The organism is Phocaeicola salanitronis DSM 18170, assembly GCF_000190575.1.
GTDB lineage: Bacteria > Bacteroidota > Bacteroidia > Bacteroidales > Bacteroidaceae > Phocaeicola > Phocaeicola salanitronis.
Genome location: NC_015164.1, coordinates 2,812,040 through 2,831,038, shown reverse-complemented (window position 1 = coordinate 2,831,038; position 18,999 = coordinate 2,812,040). Strand labels below are relative to the sequence as shown.

The 18,999-nt window shown below is 47.1% G+C and carries 14 protein-coding genes and 2 pseudogenes; 4 read left to right on the top strand and 12 right to left on the bottom strand.

Annotation, left to right across the window (positions count from 1 at the left end):
* Position 1: 1 nt before the first annotated feature.
* The 6 genes and pseudogenes from BACSA_RS20930 to BACSA_RS12175 form a co-directional block, all read right to left on the bottom strand.
* Positions 2-1,588, bottom strand: a pseudogene (locus BACSA_RS20930) (two-component regulator propeller domain-containing protein); the annotation flags it as partial.
* Between the two features lie 165 nt (positions 1,589-1,753).
* On the bottom strand, positions 1,754-2,548 hold the full coding sequence (locus BACSA_RS12195; protein ID WP_013618397.1) for a gluconate 5-dehydrogenase: 795 nt from the start codon (positions 2,546-2,548) through the stop codon (positions 1,754-1,756).
* Positions 2,549-2,660: 112 nt separating this feature from the next.
* On the bottom strand, positions 2,661-4,058 hold the full coding sequence (gene dacB / locus BACSA_RS12190; protein ID WP_013618396.1) for a D-alanyl-D-alanine carboxypeptidase/D-alanyl-D-alanine endopeptidase: 1,398 nt from the start codon (positions 4,056-4,058) through the stop codon (positions 2,661-2,663).
* Between the two features lie 124 nt (positions 4,059-4,182).
* Entirely contained in the window at positions 4,183-5,523 is a 1,341-nt protein-coding gene (gene lpdA, locus BACSA_RS12185; RefSeq protein WP_013618395.1) for a dihydrolipoyl dehydrogenase, read from the bottom strand.
* A 24-nt stretch (positions 5,524-5,547) separates the two neighbouring features.
* On the bottom strand, positions 5,548-5,937 hold the full coding sequence (locus tag BACSA_RS12180; RefSeq protein WP_013618394.1) for a hypothetical protein: 390 nt from the start codon (positions 5,935-5,937) through the stop codon (positions 5,548-5,550).
* A 13-nt stretch (positions 5,938-5,950) separates the two neighbouring features.
* Complete coding sequence (locus tag BACSA_RS12175) at positions 5,951-6,388, bottom strand: PH domain-containing protein (RefSeq protein ID WP_245546543.1); 438 nt, start codon at positions 6,386-6,388, stop codon at positions 5,951-5,953.
* Between the two features lie 130 nt (positions 6,389-6,518).
* On the opposite strand from BACSA_RS12175, the gene nadB reads away from it, so the two are divergent.
* The gene (gene nadB, locus BACSA_RS12170) at positions 6,519-8,111 is read left to right on the top strand and encodes an L-aspartate oxidase (protein ID WP_013618392.1); all 1,593 of its coding nucleotides are present in this window, start codon (positions 6,519-6,521) and stop codon (positions 8,109-8,111) included.
* A 317-nt stretch (positions 8,112-8,428) separates the two neighbouring features.
* Here nadB and BACSA_RS12165 read toward each other — a convergent pair whose 3' ends face one another.
* Positions 8,429-9,601: an iron-containing alcohol dehydrogenase gene (locus BACSA_RS12165; RefSeq protein ID WP_013618391.1), complete on the bottom strand. Its 1,173-nt coding sequence runs from the start codon at positions 9,599-9,601 to the stop codon at positions 8,429-8,431.
* A gap of 296 nt (positions 9,602-9,897) precedes the next feature.
* Between BACSA_RS12165 and BACSA_RS12160 the strand changes: the two are divergent.
* A pseudogene (locus BACSA_RS12160) lies at positions 9,898-10,224 on the top strand (PD-(D/E)XK nuclease domain-containing protein); the annotation flags it as partial.
* Positions 10,225-10,682: 458 nt separating this feature from the next.
* On the opposite strand, the gene BACSA_RS12155 reads toward BACSA_RS12160, so the two are convergent.
* The 3 genes from BACSA_RS12155 to BACSA_RS12145 all read right to left on the bottom strand — a co-directional run bounded on the left by BACSA_RS12155 (position 10,683) and on the right by BACSA_RS12145 (position 15,391).
* Positions 10,683-13,568, bottom strand: coding sequence for a hypothetical protein (locus BACSA_RS12155; protein ID WP_013618390.1), 2,886 nt, complete (start codon positions 13,566-13,568; stop codon positions 10,683-10,685).
* Positions 13,569-14,225: 657 nt separating this feature from the next.
* Positions 14,226-14,498: a hypothetical protein gene (locus BACSA_RS12150; RefSeq protein WP_013618389.1), complete on the bottom strand. Its 273-nt coding sequence runs from the start codon at positions 14,496-14,498 to the stop codon at positions 14,226-14,228.
* A gap of 14 nt (positions 14,499-14,512) precedes the next feature.
* Entirely contained in the window at positions 14,513-15,391 is an 879-nt protein-coding gene (locus tag BACSA_RS12145) for an Rpn family recombination-promoting nuclease/putative transposase (protein WP_013618388.1), read from the bottom strand.
* A 104-nt stretch (positions 15,392-15,495) separates the two neighbouring features.
* On the opposite strand from BACSA_RS12145, the gene BACSA_RS12140 reads away from it, so the two are divergent.
* Positions 15,496-15,687 (top strand): DUF6722 family protein, encoded by a 192-nt coding sequence (locus tag BACSA_RS12140; protein WP_013618387.1) that lies wholly within the window; start codon positions 15,496-15,498, stop codon positions 15,685-15,687.
* Between the two features lie 226 nt (positions 15,688-15,913).
* On the opposite strand, the gene BACSA_RS12135 is transcribed toward BACSA_RS12140, so the two are convergent.
* Both BACSA_RS12135 and BACSA_RS12130 read right to left on the bottom strand, forming a co-directional pair.
* A complete protein-coding gene (locus BACSA_RS12135; protein ID WP_013618386.1) occupies positions 15,914-16,837 on the bottom strand; it encodes a carbohydrate kinase family protein in 924 nt (307 codons plus the stop codon).
* Positions 16,838-16,839: 2 nt separating this feature from the next.
* A complete protein-coding gene (locus tag BACSA_RS12130) occupies positions 16,840-17,373 on the bottom strand; it encodes an LOG family protein (RefSeq protein ID WP_013618385.1) in 534 nt (177 codons plus the stop codon).
* 114 nt (positions 17,374-17,487) lie between these two features.
* On the opposite strand from BACSA_RS12130, the gene BACSA_RS12125 reads away from it, so the two are divergent.
* On the top strand, positions 17,488-18,711 hold the full coding sequence (locus BACSA_RS12125) for a M16 family metallopeptidase (protein WP_013618384.1): 1,224 nt from the start codon (positions 17,488-17,490) through the stop codon (positions 18,709-18,711).
* Positions 18,712-18,999 lie beyond the last annotated feature (288 nt).

Here is an 18,999-nt window from a genome sequence, read left to right as displayed (position 1 = left end):
AACTAAAGCCCACTTTGTAAGCCAAGCCCGAGATACGGATGTGAGGGTCGGCATCCATCAGGCTGCATGCCGCTTTCAGGCGGATGGAGCGGATGAAGCCGGTCGTATTCTGCCCCGTAAGCGACTTCAGTTTCTTGTGCAGGCTGGTGCGGCTCACCGACATTTCTTCTACGAATTGCGATACATCGAAATCGGGGTCATCCAAATGACGTTTCACACAGGCAATGGCATCTTGCAGGAACTTCTCGTCTTCAGAAGGTATGCTGGAAACGAATTGCAGCTTCAGATGGTGCATCTTGTCGGTTTCCCCTTCTTGCAAGGATTTCAAATTGTGCTGCATCAACCTGCGGTAGACCATCCAGCGTATGAAACCCAAAAACGAAATGAACAGCAACAGATACATAAGATATGCCCACCAAGTTGCCCAAAAAGGCGGCTCTACCACGATTTCCATGCTTCGCGGTTCTCCCCAGTCTCCGTTCTCATTTGTGGCACGCAACTCGAACGTATAAGTACCCGGAGGAAGTTTCGTATACCGGGCATTACGGTTATCTGCTCCGGCATATCTCCAATCTTCATCAAACCCATGCAAGCGATAAGCGTATCCGTTCTGCCGGGGCTGGTTATAGGTAAGCGAAGCAAAACAAATGGAAAAATTCGTGTACGAGGACGGTATGGTCAGCCGCTTTGTAAAATCGGGCGCAAAAGGGGTGACAACATCCCGCTCCTCCGCAGGCATGGATTCTACAGACCGGTTATCCAGCAAAATCATGAATGGCATATACATAATCGGAAGAAAGAGAATGCGGATTCCTTTCTTCATGCCGGTATATGTTGTCGATGATAAGTTTCTTGTCCGAAGAAAAACGTGCCTTGAGCAGACCGTTTCCATTGGTTCCAATCCATATTACGCCACGCGAATCCTGAAAGAGCGACAAGACCGATTTTACCTCTTCTTGCGGATAATGGGTAAATGTCCGAGTCTTTACGGCATAACGGTACAGCCCGTCCTGCCATGTACCGATAAGCAAATCGCCCTGCTCGTCTTCCAGCATGGCCTGAACATTTACGCGTTCGGGGACCGTGCCTTTACTGTTCTTCCGGGTCATCAAGAGCAACGTATCCCGTTGTTCATCATAACAGGCAACACCCCGTATGTATCCACAATATACCTGATTCCCTTTCGACACCAGAATTTCATTGACCCGGTGCCTGTCAATTCCCTCAAGCTTCATCCTGCGCATATCCCCGTACGCTTGTCAAGCATGCAAAGCCCTTCGTGCGTACCAATCCAAAGATGATGACTCCTGTCCTCAGCCACACAAAGCACATTGTTGTTTGCCAGCAAGCCGGGCGTATACAAATTCGACTTGTAAGTGCGCACTTCATATCCGTCGTAACGGAACAAGCCGTAAAAAGTAGAAATCCAGATAAACCCGTCGCGGTCTTGGTAGATATGATGCACCATATTATTGGGCAATCCTTCAGACGTAGAAAAGTGGCGAAACGTCAGATTGTCCAACCGTCTTTCTGCTGCATGGATGAAAGAACAACAGAACACAACGAGAATACATATAAGTGCTTTCATATTTTCCGGGAGAAAAAACAAACTACATATCCGATTACGAAAGTACGGCTTTTTCTTCTCTTTACCAATAGGGAGCAACAGGTTTTCCTCAAAAAAAACAGGAAGCCTTTCTCCTGAAAAAAGAGAAGGCTTCCCGTAATTATTATGAATGAAACGACTTGATTTTTATTTCGGTTGCTTGCCGATGTAAGCCAAGATACCGCCGTCTACGTACAATACATGGCCGTTTACGAAGTCGGATGCATCTGATGCCAGGAATACAGCCGGACCCATCAGGTCTTCAGGAGTTCCCCAACGGGCAGCAGGAGTCTTCGCTACGATGAATGCATCGAACGGGTGACGAGAGCCGTCTGCCTGACGTTCGCGCAACGGAGCGGTCTGCGGAGTAGCGATGTAACCCGGGCCGATGCCGTTACATTGGATATTGTATTCGCCGTATTCAGAAGCGATGTTACGGGTCAGCATCTTCAGACCGCCTTTAGCAGCTGCGTATGCAGATACAGTTTCACGGCCCAATTCGCTCATCATAGAGCAGATATTGATAATCTTTCCGTGACCTTTCTTAATCATGCCCGGAATAACGGCTTTCGACACGATGAACGGAGCGTTCAGGTCTACATCAATCACTTGACGGAATTCAGCAGCTGTCATATCGCACATCGGAATACGTTTGATAATACCTGCATTATTTACCAGAATATCGATAACGCCCACTTCTTTTTCCACTTGTGCAATGAAAGCGTTTACGGCTTCTTCATTGGTTACATCGCATACATAACCATGTGCGGTGATGCCTTTTTCCTTATAAGCAGCCAAACCTTTGTCTACCAATTCTTGTTTGATATCATTGAACACAATCGTCGCACCTGCTTGAGCAAAAGCAGTAGCAATAGCGAAACCGATACCGTAAGAAGCACCTGTTACAAGAGCTACCTTACCCTCTAATGAAAAATTAACCATAATGTTTTTTTAAGTTTTAATATTAAATTAAGTAACTAAATCGTTTTGCCTTTATCCGTATGGTCTGTGGGCACGGAATCCGGTAACGTGCACAAATATACAAATTCTTTTATTATTGTGCCAAAATTTCACAAATCTTATCTTGAAAAAGACGTGCTTTTCTTCCGCTTAATATATTTTGATTAATGATAGCGAACGCAAGCAAGTCCCCCTTTGCCGAACGGACATATCCGGCAAGCGAACTGACCCCCTTTACGGTTCCTGTCTTGGCATGTACGTTGCGGAAGGCATTGCTTTTCCGCATCCGATAACGGAGGGTCCCGTCTACACCCGCTATCGGCAAGGCTGCATAGAAAGGCTCGAATACCTCTTTGTGGGCATAGGCATACTTCAGGTATTCCACCAACAGGTCGGGCGAAATGTAATTGTACATCGACACGCCGCTTCCGTCTACAATGCTATAGTCATCCGGCTCTTTCTTAATCTGATGCCGCATGAAACGCTCTACCGCCTTTTGCGCATCTTCCGCACCGATGCCTTTCCGCTCCGAACCGCCAATCGCCAAATGATAGAACAAAGCCTCGGCACACAGGTTATCGCTCTTCTTCAAGGCACGCTTCAATACCGCTTCCAGCGGACGGGACACCTTATATATATAGGTAGCCTCTTCGGGACAAATCCCATACGCCAACGAATCCAGACCGACGCGCTTTTGCCTCAGCTTATAGGCGAACGTATGCACAAAGAAATCCTGAGAAGAAAACATGCTCAGCAATTGCCCGCAGGCACGGTTGGCGTTCCCCGTGATGTGAATCGCATTCTCGTTATGCATCCAGTCGCGCTCGATTCTCAACCTTCCACAATGGGGGATATGGCTCACGGCACGGTTATCAATGACATAATAATCCGATTCGGGAGTGACCTCCACCTCGGGACGGTGCCCTCTTTGCGCAGGCTTTACCGATACGCTCACACACCCCCGGTTGAGCATCAGGGGAGACAGATAGGGCTGGAACGAATATTGCGCGTCGTCCCATGCCCAGCCCGAGCCCCAATACACGGAATCCATCACCGACACATCCGCCACCAGTTTCCCCTCGATGCTGCGGATGCCTGCCCGGAGAACCGCTTCCGCCAGTTCATCCAAATCTTCTTCCATAAATTCGGGGTCGAAGCCTCCTATCAGCATCAGGTCTCCGTGCAAGACACTATCCTGCCCTATGGTTCCGGTATATGCCAGACGGGTATCAAACGTATACGATTCGCCCAGCCGAGCCAAAGCCGTGACCGAGGTAATCACTTTCTCTACCGAAGCGGGACGGTACAGTTTCCGGTCCTGATAGGCATACACCGGCTTGCCTTGGGTCAGGTTGAAGACCGAAATGCCCACTTCGGACGTCTGCAAAAGGGCAGAAGACGAAACCAACGAATCGAGCCGGACGGTGATGTCCTGCCCGTATAGCCGGAATATTCCTGCCCAAAGCAATAACAGTAAGCCCAGTTTTCTCATAAACTCTTCTTAATCATTTTTTTCTTGAAACGCGGATTAACGCGGATTTACGCAGATAATTATTTAATTATCAATCGTATTAATTTCTTTCTATCCTATCATCATTTCATGTTATACATGCCAATCACAAATCCCTGAACAATTCGCCCACCGTGGGATGCGGAAATACATACCGCCGGAAGGCGTCTAACGTACCTCCGTCTTCTACCAGCATGCCGCCCAGCACGATAAGTTCGGAAGCCGGATTTCCCAACAGATGCACACCCAGCACCTTATTATCGGCATCCGCCAATACCTTCACCCAACCGTTCTCGCCCTCATTCTCGGCAACGAACCGTCCGGAATACGTCATCGGGAACTTGATTGCCCGATATGTGGTGCCTTCTTTTTGCAAGGCTTCTTCGGTCTTCCCTACCGATGCCACTTCGGGATGCGTGTACACTACGCCCGGTATGGCGCGGTAGCTCATCGTGTCCGTTTTGCCCAGAATTGCCCCCACGGCTATTTCGGCTTCCCGCACCGCCGTATGCGCCAAGAGGGAAACCCCGTTCAGGTCTCCGCATGCATACACGCCCGGAACAGAAGTGCGGAGCTGCCCGTCTACCTTGATGCAGCCTCTCTCTGTAGTTTCCAGCCCCAAGTTCTCCAGCCCGAAACCTTCCGTCACCGGACGGCGCCCTACGCTCAAAAGCAACCGTTCCGCCGCGACACAATCTTCCACGCCCGATGACTCATAACATACATAGACGCCCGAATCGCCTTGCTTCAGCTGGGTGACCTTGGCGCCCAGCCTGAAATCCACGCCCCGCTTGGCATATCCGGCACGGAGCAAAGCGGCTATCTCCCGGTCGATGCCGTTCAGTATCTCGTCCATCATCTCAATCACGGTCACCTTCACGCCCAAATCGCAGAAAAACGAGGCGAACTCCATTCCGATAACGCCTCCCCCCACGATAATCAGCGACTGGGGGACTTCCTTGTTGTCGAGCGCTTCGCGATGTGTCCAGTATGCCACTTTATCAATGCCCGGAATGGGCGGGATAACCGTCCGGCTTCCCGTACACAACATCAGGTTTTCGCACGCATACGTCTCTTCGCCGCAACGCACGGTATGCTTGTCTACGATGAACGCCTCTCCGCTCACCAATGTGACATGCGCCGCGGTGAGTTTCGCCTTGATGCCCAGCACCAGCTTGCGCACCACCTTCGACTTGCGCGCCACCATCTTCGGCAAATCGCACGTAACTGCATCGGCACTTACATGATACTTGCGGGCGTTCACGCAACTATAATAAAGCTTCGATGCATATAAGAGCGTTTTCGTAGGAATGCAGCCCTCGTTAAGGCATACGCCTCCCACGCTGTTCTTCTCAAACAAGACCACACTGAGTCCCGCCTTTCCGGCAAGTTCGGCGGCGGTATATCCGGCAGGTCCCCCTCCGATAATCGCTACTTGGTATTTCATGGTATTCTTCTATGTAAGGTTCGTTTATTCTTCTACGTACTCCATCATCGGATTCGCCTCTTTCATGCAGGAGATAAACTCCCGCCGGTCTTTCGGATCCACCGTGGCATGCCCCTTGGTGTGGCGCAACACAATCTGCTGGCTCTTCCATGCCTGCTTGCGGTAAATCAGCTTCGATATGCCGTGCAGGCGCTGTACGCCGGTAAACCCGCGGCGAATCCATACATCCCCGTTGTCCCTTATCTGGATACGGACCAGGAGCTGGTCTAATGTCAACCCCAACGGACCCAGCAAGCCGAACAAGCCCCAATAATTTTCCCTGTCCAAGCAGAGCCAGACTATCGCCAATGCCAGTACCACGATGAGGGAAACCCACTGGTACGAGATTTTCCGGACTCTAAATGATTTTGCCATAACGCTTTTGTTTTTATTCTGTATTCGGTTTATTATCTGCATTCATTTTCTTTTGCACCCATGCCATAAAGTCCCCGGCATGGCGGGGAGATACCTGCACGGCGTTTTCTTTCCCTTCTTTCCGATAGGCGATTTCAATCCGCTCCACGGACAATGCCGGAGCGAGGGAGCACGACTTCACCCGCCTCATGCCTGTTATCGAACGGATTTCGATTTCGGTGTCCGGAACAAAACGCCCGCTTTCTATCCGCAGCCTCCCGTCTTCCGTAAGGATATAGCACGTATGAATCAGCATTTCAATCTCGAACACCATTGCCACGGCCGTCAGAATCATGAGGACCGTGTGATGGAACCAAAAGAAATCCAAAAGCAGGAAAGCGGTAACGCCCATGAGAAGCCAATACCACCAGCCTACTTTCGAATGGAATGTCCTGTACATTATCTTGCTCATTTTCGTATTTCTCGGTGAAGATAGTAAATAATTTAGAGAAAACGGCAAGTTCAGCCGAAAAAAAGAAGAGAGCGGCATACGGGCATAGGAGTTTTTTTGTAGTTTTGCATCCAACATATACGTAGTATCTATGATAAGGAAATTTGATTTTCTCGTTATCGGTTCAGGGATTGCCGGAATGAGTTTTGCGCTCAAAGTGGCGCATAAAGGTTCGGTCGCGTTGATTTGCAAAGCCGGACTGGAAGAAGCCAATACCTATTTTGCACAAGGAGGAATCGCTTCTGTGACCAATCTGAAGGTGGACAATTTCGAAAAACACATTCATGACACCATGGTCGCAGGCGACTGGATAAGCGACCGCGCCGCCGTAGAGAAAGTGGTGCGCAACGCACCCGCCCAAATCGAACAACTCATCCAATGGGGGGTGAACTTCGATAAAAAGGAGGACGGAGAGTTCGACCTGCACCGCGAAGGCGGGCATTCCGAGTTCCGCATCCTGCATCACAAAGACAACACCGGCGCCGAGATACAGACCAGCCTGATAGAAGAAGTGAAGCGGCATCCGAACATCACCGTCTTCACCAACTTCTACGCCGTGGAAATCATCACCCAGCACCACTTGGGAATCATCGTCACCCGCCATACGCCGGGCATCAAGTGCTACGGCGCATACGTATTGAACGAAGCCACGGGCGAAGTCGACACCTTCCTCTCAAAGGTGACGGTAATGGCTACAGGCGGATGCGAAGCGGTTTACCGCCATACGACCAACCCGCTGGTGGCTACCGGAGACGGCATCGCAATGGTCTACCGCGCCAAAGGCATCGTGAAGGATATGGAGTTCATCCAGTTCCACCCCACCGCCCTGTACCATCCGGGCGACCGCCCCAGCTTCCTGATTACGGAAGCCATGCGGGGATACGGCGGCGTGCTCCGCAACCTGGCGGGTGAGGAATTCATGCAGAAATACGACCCGCGCCTGTCTCTGGCTCCACGCGACATCGTAGCCCGCGCCATCGATAGCGAGATGAAGCAAAGGGGAGAAGACCATGTATTCCTCGACGTAACCCATAAAGACCCCGAAGAAACCAAGAAGCATTTCCCGAACATCTATAAGAAATGCCTCAGCCTGGGCATCGATATCACCAAAGACTATATCCCCGTAGCACCCGCCGCCCATTATCTGTGCGGAGGCATCAAGGTAGACCTCGACGGACAATCGAGCATCAAGCGCCTGTATGCCTTGGGCGAATGCTCGTGCACCGGCCTGCACGGAGGAAACCGCCTGGCTTCCAACTCCCTGATAGAGGCAATCGTCTATGCCGACTCTGCCGCCCGTCATGCCTTGAGCGTACTCGACCGGTACGATTTCAACGAGGATATTCCGGAATGGAATGCCGAAGGAACGATGAACAACGAAGAGCGTATCCTGATTACCCAAAGCATGAAAGAGGTGAACCAAATCATGGAAGCCTACGTGGGAATCGTGCGGAGCAACCTCCGCCTGGTACGTGCATGGAACCGCCTGGATATCTTGTACGAAGAGACCGAACGCCTCTTCAAACGCGTAAAGGCTTCGCGCGAGATATGCGAACTCCGCAACATGATTAATGTAGGCTATCTGATTACCCGCCAGGCAATGGAACGCAAAGAAAGCCGGGGCTTGCACTATACCATCGACTATCCGCACGCCAAGCGGACCGAAGAAGAACAAGCGCTTTGATACGGAACACATATTTGAACACAGAGGCATGGAGGCACAGAGAAAATATCTCTCGTATAGAAGCTGTTTTGAATTTATCGTGCGCTGATTTGGGATGAGTTTTTGAGGCATTTTCGCTTCTGTGATGAGGAAGATAGCGGGCTATCTGACGAAGAACAGGAGCGGAAAGGACCAAAAAATCGCCCAAAGCACACACGAAAACGGATGCATCAAGCCAAGAAAAACTTTTTGGAGAAATTCAAAACAGCTTCTAGTATATCAGAATAAAATCCCTGTGCCTCCGTGCCTCTGTGTTCAAATAAAATCCCTCATCTGCCTTATTTATAAGACTTCTGGTAAATGCCCAAAACTTCTTCATCGGTCAACGGGCGCGGGTCGAGCGTAAAGAGATTGCCCATGGTTTCGCGCGCATTCTGAACCATCTTCGGGAAATCCTCCAGCTTGATGCCCCAATCGCTCAACTTAATCTCGTCTACACGACATTCTTTCTGCATCCGGAGCAGCGCATCGATGAAATCGCTCGGACGGTTGCTCTTCTGCTGGGTCATCGCCTCAGCCATCTTCATGTAACGCTTCATGCTATCGTTGCGGAACGTCTCGAAATAAGCCGCACTGATGGCTATCAGCCCCGCCCCGTGCGGAAGTTCGGGATAATAAGCGCTCATGGCGTGTTCCATCGAATGCTCTGAAATGCAGCACGAGGTAGCTTCCACCAGCCCGGCAAGGGTGCTTGCCCATGCCACCTTGGCACGTGCCTTCAGGTCGCGCCCGTCGTTCACGGCTACAGGCAGATACTTGTAAAGCAGGCGGATGGCCTCCAGCGCATACAGGTCGCTTATCGGCGTAGCGCAGTTCGCCAAGAAGCCTTCGGCGGCATGGAAGAATGCATCAAAACCTTGATAAGCGGTCAAGTGAGGGGGAACCGTAAGCATCAGGGAAGGGTCGATAATCGAAAGGGCGGGGAAAGTCAGCGGACATCCGAAACCGATTTTCTCCTGCTTCTCCTCGTTAGTGATTACCGTCCAGGGGTCAGCCTCGGTCCCCGTGCCCGCGGTGGTAGGTATGGCAACAACCGGAAGGGCTTTCGTCACGGGACGCCCCTTGCCGCTTCCGCCTACGATATAATTCCAATAATCCCCGTCATTGCATGCCATGATGGCAATGGCTTTGGCTGAATCGATGCTGCTTCCGCCTCCCAGGCCGATGATGAAATCACACTTCTGCTCACGGCAGATAGCCGCGGCTTCCATCACGTGTGCCTTAATCGGGTTAGGGAGTATCTTGTCGTACACAATGGCAGATACATCGTTTTCGGTCAGGTATCCTATTACTTTATCCAGGTATCCGTATTTTCTCATGGATGTTCCGCCTGAGATGACTATCATGGCTTTCCTTCCGGGAAGCGTCTCGGTAGCTAACTTCTTTATCTCACCGCATCCGAACAATATCTTGGTCGGTACGTACAAACTGAAAATAGGATTTGCGTTCATATCTGTTTGCTTTTTAAAGTTCATGTTTTTCAAAGATACGAATAAAAACATACGTTGATACCGCTAAAGTGTTAAATATTCCTTGCCGGCAAGCATTGGCATCCGGAAAGGAGAAAGAACGGCTGGAGAAGAAGGGACCACGGCATGCATAAGCCATTGTAAATAATTAGCTTACATCACACGGTTTGGTTTCAGAGAAGTTTAGATATACTGAAACTTTAGTTTTAATGCACTGAAACTACAGTTTCAGCATATCAAAACCACAGTTTCAGTGCATTAGAATAGGATAAGGATTCCCCTATTCAATGCGGAGCAAGAAGGGCGAGACGGAGAAAGAACGCTTCTTCCACTACACGCTTTACCTCATTTTCCGCCTGATAAGCGTCTATACGGTCTATACCGAGAAGGAGCAAAGCCAGGGACGTGCCGACTGCATCGTGGAGACGGACAATTACATCTACATCTTCGAGTTCAAACGAGACGGCACGGCAGACGAGGCGTTGGCACAGATAGAGGCGAAAGGCTATGCCCGCCCCTACGAAGCCGACCCTCGCATCTTATATAAAATAGGAGTGAACTTCTCTTCCAAGACGGGAACGGTGGAGGACTGGAAAACGGTCTGATTTACGATTTGACTATTTACGATTTACTATTTATGCCAATCAGGAGTTAAAAGGGAGTTATAGGTAGTTATCGCCCGCCAGTGCGGGCTGGGAGTTAGATGCCAATACCTTTTGCACCGCTTTCAGAAGTTAAGCTATTGGCCTTTAACTCCTGAACGAAGTGATAACTCCTGTGAAACATAACTACGTTTAACTCCTGATTCGCATTATTTATGAATTTCGTAAACAGTCCATGTAGGGGCGTATCGCATACGCCCGAATGCACAAACTTATCCACGCGAATGCTTTCAGGGCGTATGCGATACGCCCCTACAGTTCATTGAGTGAAATGTGAAATTCTGTCACGCCAGATTACAAACCCAATGTGACAGGTTAACATTGGTAATAGTATCGCAAGTAAACACAAAAAAAGCGGCTCTTTCGAGTCGCTTTTTTATTTATAGAGTAATCGGTTAGGATTATTCGGCTTTGATCAATGTCATGTTCAGCGGTTGAGAAGTTACATAACCCCAAACGTCTTTTACATGAACTGTAACTTCAGTAGGTTCTGTAAACTCTGCAATTGGTTGAGCGATAACAGTAATAGCACCCGGAATAATATTGTCCGGATCCTTAGCATTCAATCCTCTCAACTTGATTTCCTTGATGTAGTTGTTCTTACCGGTTTCATCTACCCAAACATTTTCAATTTGTTTATGCGACCATACGTCTGCTTTATTGAATTCTGAGTTAGTTAATGTCTTATCACTAGGAACACTTGCATCAGGAACAACATTGTACTTGTTGTTAGCGTAGTCGGTCAAATTAATCATATCTTTCGTGATATCTGTACCTGTTTCGCTATTAGCAATTACAGTCAAGTTCTTGCTTCCGTCTGTTGCTGCAATAACACCTTCGTAAATCGGGCTCAATACAGTTACAGTGAATGTGTAGTCTGTATATTCTGCCTTTTCAGGATACTTCCATTCAGTGTTAGCATAGTGGTCATTTTCAGCGGTAATAGTCAGAGCCTTACCATAACCTACTTCACGGTTAGTCTTGTCATTCAATACCAAATCGTTGTTAGCAGTCTTAGTCTTATTCAACTCAATAGTAGTATTACCAACAACCTTATCGCCAGTTGTGATAATCTCCAATTTTGCTAAGTCATTAGAAGTTAACTTGCTGAATGAACCATATTCTGCAACCTTTTCATCAGTGTCTAATGTCAATGTTGCATACTTATCGTAACCGTCTTTTGTGAAGAATGTTACCAAGTCGATTTCATTAACATCAATACCATTAGCACTTTCCCATACATTGTAGTATGCCTTGATAGAATTAGCCGTTCCATTCTGATAGTTCGTAGAGATAGTGAACTGTTCTGCTACAGTAGGAGCGGTAAACGTTACAGGTATTACAATGCTGTTGAAGATATCAGCTGTATTTGCGCTAGAAGCGCCATCACGGAATGTTACTTTCACATAATATTGCTTGTCAAGAGTCAAGTTGTCAGATACAGTGTTATTAACCATCATACGAACGAAGTTAGCAGAAGCACCCTTTTCGCCAGTTTGTACTACACTTGCGTCTGTCTTCTTTTCACTAACAATGTCAAAGTCTAACTTGCTGATATTAACAACTTTCTTACTTGCGCTGCAAGCTTCATCAGTGAAGACTTCGTATGAAGTACCACTCAGGTTGACATTCTTAATCCAGCTATCCAAATCGTCTTGTGACTGGAAGCCATCCTTCATAGTCTGCAAGTCGAAGTATTGAACATTATCGTTCGGATTAGCCACAGCAATGTTATGAGTTACAGGCTGGTAATCAGCTGCTGTGTTGTATTCGCTGTCAAGACGAACTGTTACTGTAGTTGTATATACATGACCGTCAGTTGCTACACTATGAACAATGACATCCAAGTCTACAATTCTGGTAGCCCAATCCGGATTTTGACCAATAGTGAATGTGTGTTTGTCTTGATCGAAAGTTACATTGAATTTTGCATCTTCATCTGCAACTTCCAAATAGATGTCGTATACAGCTTTGTCATAAACGCCAGCTACTTGTACAGGTACACCAACCTTAATAGGTGCATCTCCTGTTGTTGCATCATTAGGAGTCTCACCTGTTGCATCGAAGGAATTTGTGGTAGTTATGTCACCAGTAGTTATTTTAACATCGCTTCCTTGCGTAAAGGTCAATTGTGTCAACTTCGGTGCTTGAGCTTCGATGATATTCAATGCATATTTAGAACGTGCAGCGTGAGCGGCATTTACAGCGTATGCAGTCTGAGGATTAATATCTTCAAGGCCATTATCCAAAATGCTCTTTGCTTCGTCTTTTGTCAGGACTTTATTGTCCATAGAAAGAGTATACAAACCATTGCCCAAGTTTCCTGCACGACCTTGAACTTTATCTGTAGTCAACGGTTCTTTACCGCTTTCCGCAACAGCTTTCAATGTCAGACCCGGAGCGTCTTGATTCTTTGTATTAGTCAGTGTATATGAAACCAAAGTTGCATCTGCACCAACAGGGTCAATACGTACATCAATTGAACTTTCAGATGACAGAATAACGCTTTCATCAGCTGGCAATGCCTTGTTACCTTTCCAGTCGCTTGCTTTAAAGCCTGTCGGGAAATTACGATATTTGAATATTGTCTGAGAGAAAGTGAAGTTATTGCCATCAGTACCATCATTGACATTAGTTGTACCATCAGTTTTTTTCAGTATAGTACCGTCTGCTCTTGTATTGGTAACAATTTCTACACCTGTAGCGTCTTTAAAGTCAATGTTAGTAATTGCAGAAGCAACAGAAGGCAATTTTACAATTTGAGATTCGCCATTAGCATTTACAACAGTAAAGGTATAGCCTTCAGCATCGCTACCTGATACAGAGATACCTGATACAGGGATCTTAGTGTCTGTATACTCACCGTCTTCGCCCAATACTTCCCAAGTTCCATTTGCACCTTTCTTAACCAAACCAGCTTCTACTTCAGCTTCTGTCGGAGTCTTGGTTGTGTAATATCCGGTTCCTTCACCATTGATAATTACTTCACCGTCTTCACCGATGGTCACAGTCTGAGAAGGTTCTCCACTTTCGGTTTCTACAGTAATCGGAGTAGTAGTACCATCACTAAAAGTAAAGGTAATGACATTTCCATTGCCTGACACAGCGGTAACATACTTACCGTTCTGAACAGCATTCTGCAATTCAGTGATTGCGCTCTTCAAATCAGTAATTTCCGTGCGCAGACCGTTGATGTCATCATCATAGTCTTTACAAGAGGTAAAAGTTCCTGCCGAAGCGAACAGAAGCGCTCCGAACAGCAGTGCACTTAAATACTTTTTTCTCATAACAAAATAAATTTAATTTATAAATTAAAAAACTCAAATCGTTCTAACTCAAGCCGTTACACGTACCGCCGAATCCGTCCGAAACCCCTGATTTTCAGCCCCGTCAGTAAACGCGCCGATAACTGACCAAATCAGCTTCTAAGCATCCGGTTTCTGGGATAAAGCAGTTTTACCATAGAACTCTTCCTCTTTACTCACGCCGAGAATACGTATCCGGATACGCATCTCCTTGCTTTCAAAAGGTTTTCATTCACAAAATTTGTTTTAGAAGACAACTTTCAAGGCACAAATGTAAAAGTTTTATTTTATACAAAAATACATTCTAACAAAAACTTCGCTTGTTTTTGTATTTATTAACAGAACAGCAAAGGCATTGCGCAATATCGGCGGATTTGTGCAATGACTTTGTCACATCCGCCCCGTTCCGTATGGTGTTTTTCACTCCTTATATTATATAATACGAATTGGGAGTTACGCCATGCACGGTATGGATTTGTGCTATGGACAATCAGAAATGAATTGCGGAATTCATTTTCAATTTTGTTCTACTATATACGTATTGATGTGACGGGAAACACATACGGCTGCATCGGGCTACGCAAGCGGTTGCGCAGGCTGATGCAGCCGTATGTGCAGGGCTACACGGGCGGTCGTGTTTTAGAGGGCGGCTATTTCTTGTTCAGTTAAGCCGGTACGCTCAATTATTTCCTCAATAGGAACATTTCGTTCCTTTAATTTTTCTGCCATTCCTTCCTTAAATCCTCTTTCATAGGCCATCTTTTTAGCCGTTACAATCGTATTTTTCCAATCGCGGTAATTTCTCAGTTTCCTTTCGTATTCTCTGTATTCGGCTACGGTCAGCTGATTGATTTCTTCGGGTTCTAAGAAATGGTCTATACCGAAGTCGGAGGGTTTTACATCTATATCCATAAAACAATCGTTTTTTATAGTTGATTAATTTCTTCTTCAGACAGTTCCGTATATTTCATAATTTTAGCAATAGGCTCGTTGTCAGCTTTCATTGCCCGTGCCGTTTTAATTGCTTTTTTCTTTTCTCCTTCTTCAGTTCCTATTTCATGCCCTTCTTCCCATGAGATCTTCTTTTCCGTAACTATCATATTTTTCCAATCACGGTAGACTTTCAGGCTTTCTTCGTAATTGTCGTATTCGGTCTTGGTGAACTTGGCAATCTCTGCGGCTTCGAAGAGTTTGGTGAAGACGCGCTCTTGCAAGGCTTTGGGGCGTTCCATCAGGCGCGAAAGGTTGCGGAGCACGAAGAGCCATTTCTCGAACATGCCGTTCAGTTCATCTTCGGTCTTATTGAACTTGGGCATCTCCAGATAGATGAAGGTCAGCTTGTCGTAGAAGACTTCCTTGGTCTGATTGTCCAACAATTGCACTTCGTGGTGGTAATAATCGTCATTGTCCTTGTCAAATGTAAAATTAAGGATACCAATGATATATACAGACTTCAACCGATAGTCCCATTCCCCTTTCTGCCCTTGCTCACGGATAGGGAAGGTAGCATAATAAAGGCTGCGGTCTTTGAAATACTGCTGGATACCCCGTTGCATTTCAACGAGTATCTTCTCGCCTTTCTCGTTCTCGCAATACACATCGAACACGGCACGGCGGTCGGCTTCGCTGGTGCCGAGGTGTTCGGTATTGAGGTAAGTAAGGTCTTTCACCACTTCCCTGCCATGGAGCAGGCTGTTGATGAAGCTGATAAGCAAGTCTTTATTTATCTCTGTACCGAACAGTTTCTTGAAACCGAAGTCGGTGTACGGGTTGACGTATCTGTCTTTGAGGTCTCTGCTTTCCATAATCGTAACTGGCTTTTAATGACTTACAAAGATAGTGATTTTAGCGGAATTGCCCGCTGATTTTCAGAATTTAATTGTATATTTGCACAAACAGATACAATTCTATGTGGAAAGAGAAATTAGGGAACTATCTGATAGATGTTTCCAAGTATTTTTTAACCGGTGTATTTATTGCATCACTGGTAAAAGATCTGGAGGATATGCGATGGCTGATTTATACGATTAGCGGCACTGTAGCGGCAATTTTGCTTATTGCCGGATTACTATTGACAAATCAAAAGAAGGAGGAAAAATAAATGGGAACACTGATTATTTTAGGAATGGTAGGAATACCATGTGCGGTATTTCTTTTATGGTGTCTTACGCCACCGGGCAAGAGATGGCTTAAAGCGAATCACATGATTTGAGTTTCACCATTTCACCACAGAATTACACAGATTTTTAAATTTACGATTTGGCAATCGTACTATTTTCCGTAAATCGAAAAATAGTAAATTTAAATGTGTAATCTGTGGCGAAAAACTATCTGCGGAAATTCTTCGCAAACTCAAGGGAAACGGAGTTGGACATGCTTTGGCACACTTCGCTTCCGAACGCCGTTCCGCACGCAATGATGTCGTCCCAGTCTTTTTCGTTCAGGCTATCGAGGTCGGAACGGCGGATGCGGTTGGCTATCAGCCCGTAGACTACACCTGCATTGAAGTTATCGCCCGCCCCGATAGTGCTTACCGCTTTCACCTGAGGTACGGGGTATTGCTTGGCGAAGTTCTTTGTGAAAAGGCTTATGTCGTGCGGTCCGTCGGTGCAGATAAACGATTTGCAATAGAAATCCACCTTCTCGCGGTAAATGCGTTTCGGGTCATCCAGCCCGAACAGGTTCCGGAAATCTTCGGCAGAGCCTCGCAAGATGTCGGTATATTCGAAGTTTTCGAGGATAAAGGGCATCAGCTTGATGGCTTCATGGGCATGAGCGCTACGGAAATTCACATCGTAATAGACAATGGCGCCCCGCTCGCGTGCCAAGTCGAGCAATTCCTTCACTTTCTCTCTCAACGCAGGCGTAACGGCAAAGTAAGAGCCCATCATCACAATGTCGTCTTCTTGAATATCGGGCAGAGCCACGTCTAAACGCCGGCTGGGGTAATCTTTATAAAAGACGTATCCGGCATCGTTCTGCTCATTAAGAAAAGCCAAAGAGACGGGCGATTTCCCTTCGGAAAACACATTGACGCAACCGGTATGCACGCCATTGGCACGCATATTCTCCAGAATGATTTTTCCCACAGGGTCGTTTCCTGTTTCGCTTATAAAAGTGACGTCCATGCCCATCCTGCCCAGCGATATCAGGGCATTGTATACCGAACCGCCCGGAACAGCCGCCTGAACCTGGTTATTGCGGAAAAGAATATCGAGGATGGCTTCTCCTATGCCTATTATCTTTCTCATAATTATGCTAACAGTTTAGTCAGTTCTTCGAATGTATTCGCCACCTTATAGTATTGTTTCAACGGCCGGTGGGCAAAATGTGCCGTTTCCAGTTTGGCAAAGAACCGGAGAATATCGTCCCAAAAGCCATTGACGTTATAAAAGATGACCTGTTTCCCGTGATAGCCGATGGTTGCCGAAGCCATGACGTGAAAAACCTCGTCTAATGTCCCTACACCGCCCGGCAAAGCAACCATTACGTCAGCTTCTTGCAGCATGATGTCTTTCCGGTCGCTCAGGGTTACGGCACGGAATGTCACGTCCAGCTTGTCGCTTACCCTGCCTTGTTCTTCCAGCTTGGTAGGGACTACACCCATAATCATTGCGCCTTTCGCCTTGGCAGCTTCCGCTACGGATTCCATCAGTCCGGTATTCGAACCTCCGTATATCAGCCATTTATGATGTTCGCCTATCCAATCGCCCAACTCTTTTGCCTTTTCGGCATAAACAGGATTTATCGCATCGGATGCGGAACAGAACAGTGCTATTTTGTCCATGCTTTTTCAGTATTTAAATTCTTTCGTTTTACCTGCAAATATCTGCATTTTTTCTGCAAACACAATGAGGATTATTGTATTTTTGCAGCCGAATTTATGCTAAACCAAAAGAATATGGGCTACCAGACAGCGACTTTACCCAATGGAATACGTATTGTTCACGAACCGAATCCGATAAATGTGGCATACTGCGGTTACGCCGTGGATGCCGGCACTCGGGATGAACGGGCAGACGAGCAAGGCATGGCGCATTTCGTGGAACACCTGATATTCAAAGGAACACGCAAACGCCATGCATGGCACATCCTGAACCGGATGGAGAATGTGGGAGGAGAACTGAATGCCTATACCAACAAGGAAGAGACCGTTATCTATAGCGCTTTCCTGAAAGAAGACTTCCTGCGCGCTGCGGAACTGCTGACCGATATCGTATTCAACAGCACGTTCCCGCAAAACGAAATCGAGAAGGAGACAGAAGTCATCATCGACGAAATACAAAGCTACGAAGACAGTCCTGCAGAACTGATATTCGATGATTTCGAGGAACTGATTTTTCCCAATCACCCGCTGGGAAGAAACATCTTGGGCAAGCCCGAACAGCTTCGGAACTTCCGGAGCGAGGATGCGCTGGACTTTGTGGGACGTTATTACAAGCCGGACAATCTGGTCTTTTTCGTGCAAGGGAATCTGGACTTCAACCGCATCGTACGCACCATGGAGAAGGTCACGGCGATGATTCCTTTCGGCAAAGTGGAAAACTATGTCCGCCAGGCTCCCGGACCTTATGTGCCGCGCCAAGTCACGGTGCACAAAGACACGCATCAGGTACATGTCATGATAGGCGGGCGTGGCTATAGCGCATACGACGAACGGCGTACAGGACTTTACTTGCTGAATAATATTCTGGGCGGGCCGGGCATGAACAGCCGGTTGAATGTCGCTTTGCGCGAAAAAAGAGGGTTGGTGTATAACGTAGAATCCAATCTGACCGCCTATACCGATACAGGTACGTTCTGCATTTATTTCGGATGCGACCCGGAAGATGCCGACCGTTGCATCGAACTGGTGCAAAGGGAGTTGCGTAAGCTTCGCGAACAGCCGTTGACCGATTCCCGCCTGAATGCGGCAAAGAAGCAAATCATCGGGCAAATCGGCGTAGCAAGTGACAACTTTGAGAATAACGCCCTCGACATGGCGAAATGTTTCTTGCATTACAAGCATTACGAAAACAAAGAAGAAGTGTTCCGCCGCATCGAAGCCCTTACCGCCGGACAATTGCAAGACATCGCAAACGAAATGTTTTCGGAAAATTATCTCTCTACTTTAATCTACCGATAACAATCTTTCACAATATAAGATTCTCATTCAAATAAGGCTCAAAGAGTCCTCATTATCAACAATTTCCGGTTTGTTGGTCTGGCTTTTAGACCAACAAACCGGCACAGATTTGCGCCGTTCTGTTATAAAACCTTAAATCACGAATTACATATCATTCATTATCAACACATTAAAGAAGCCGGTTCAGTTATCGGCGCGAATACTGACGGGGCTGAAAATCAGGGGTTTCGGTCGGATTCGGCGGTGTATGTAACGACTTGAGTTAGAACGATTTGAGTTTTTTAATTT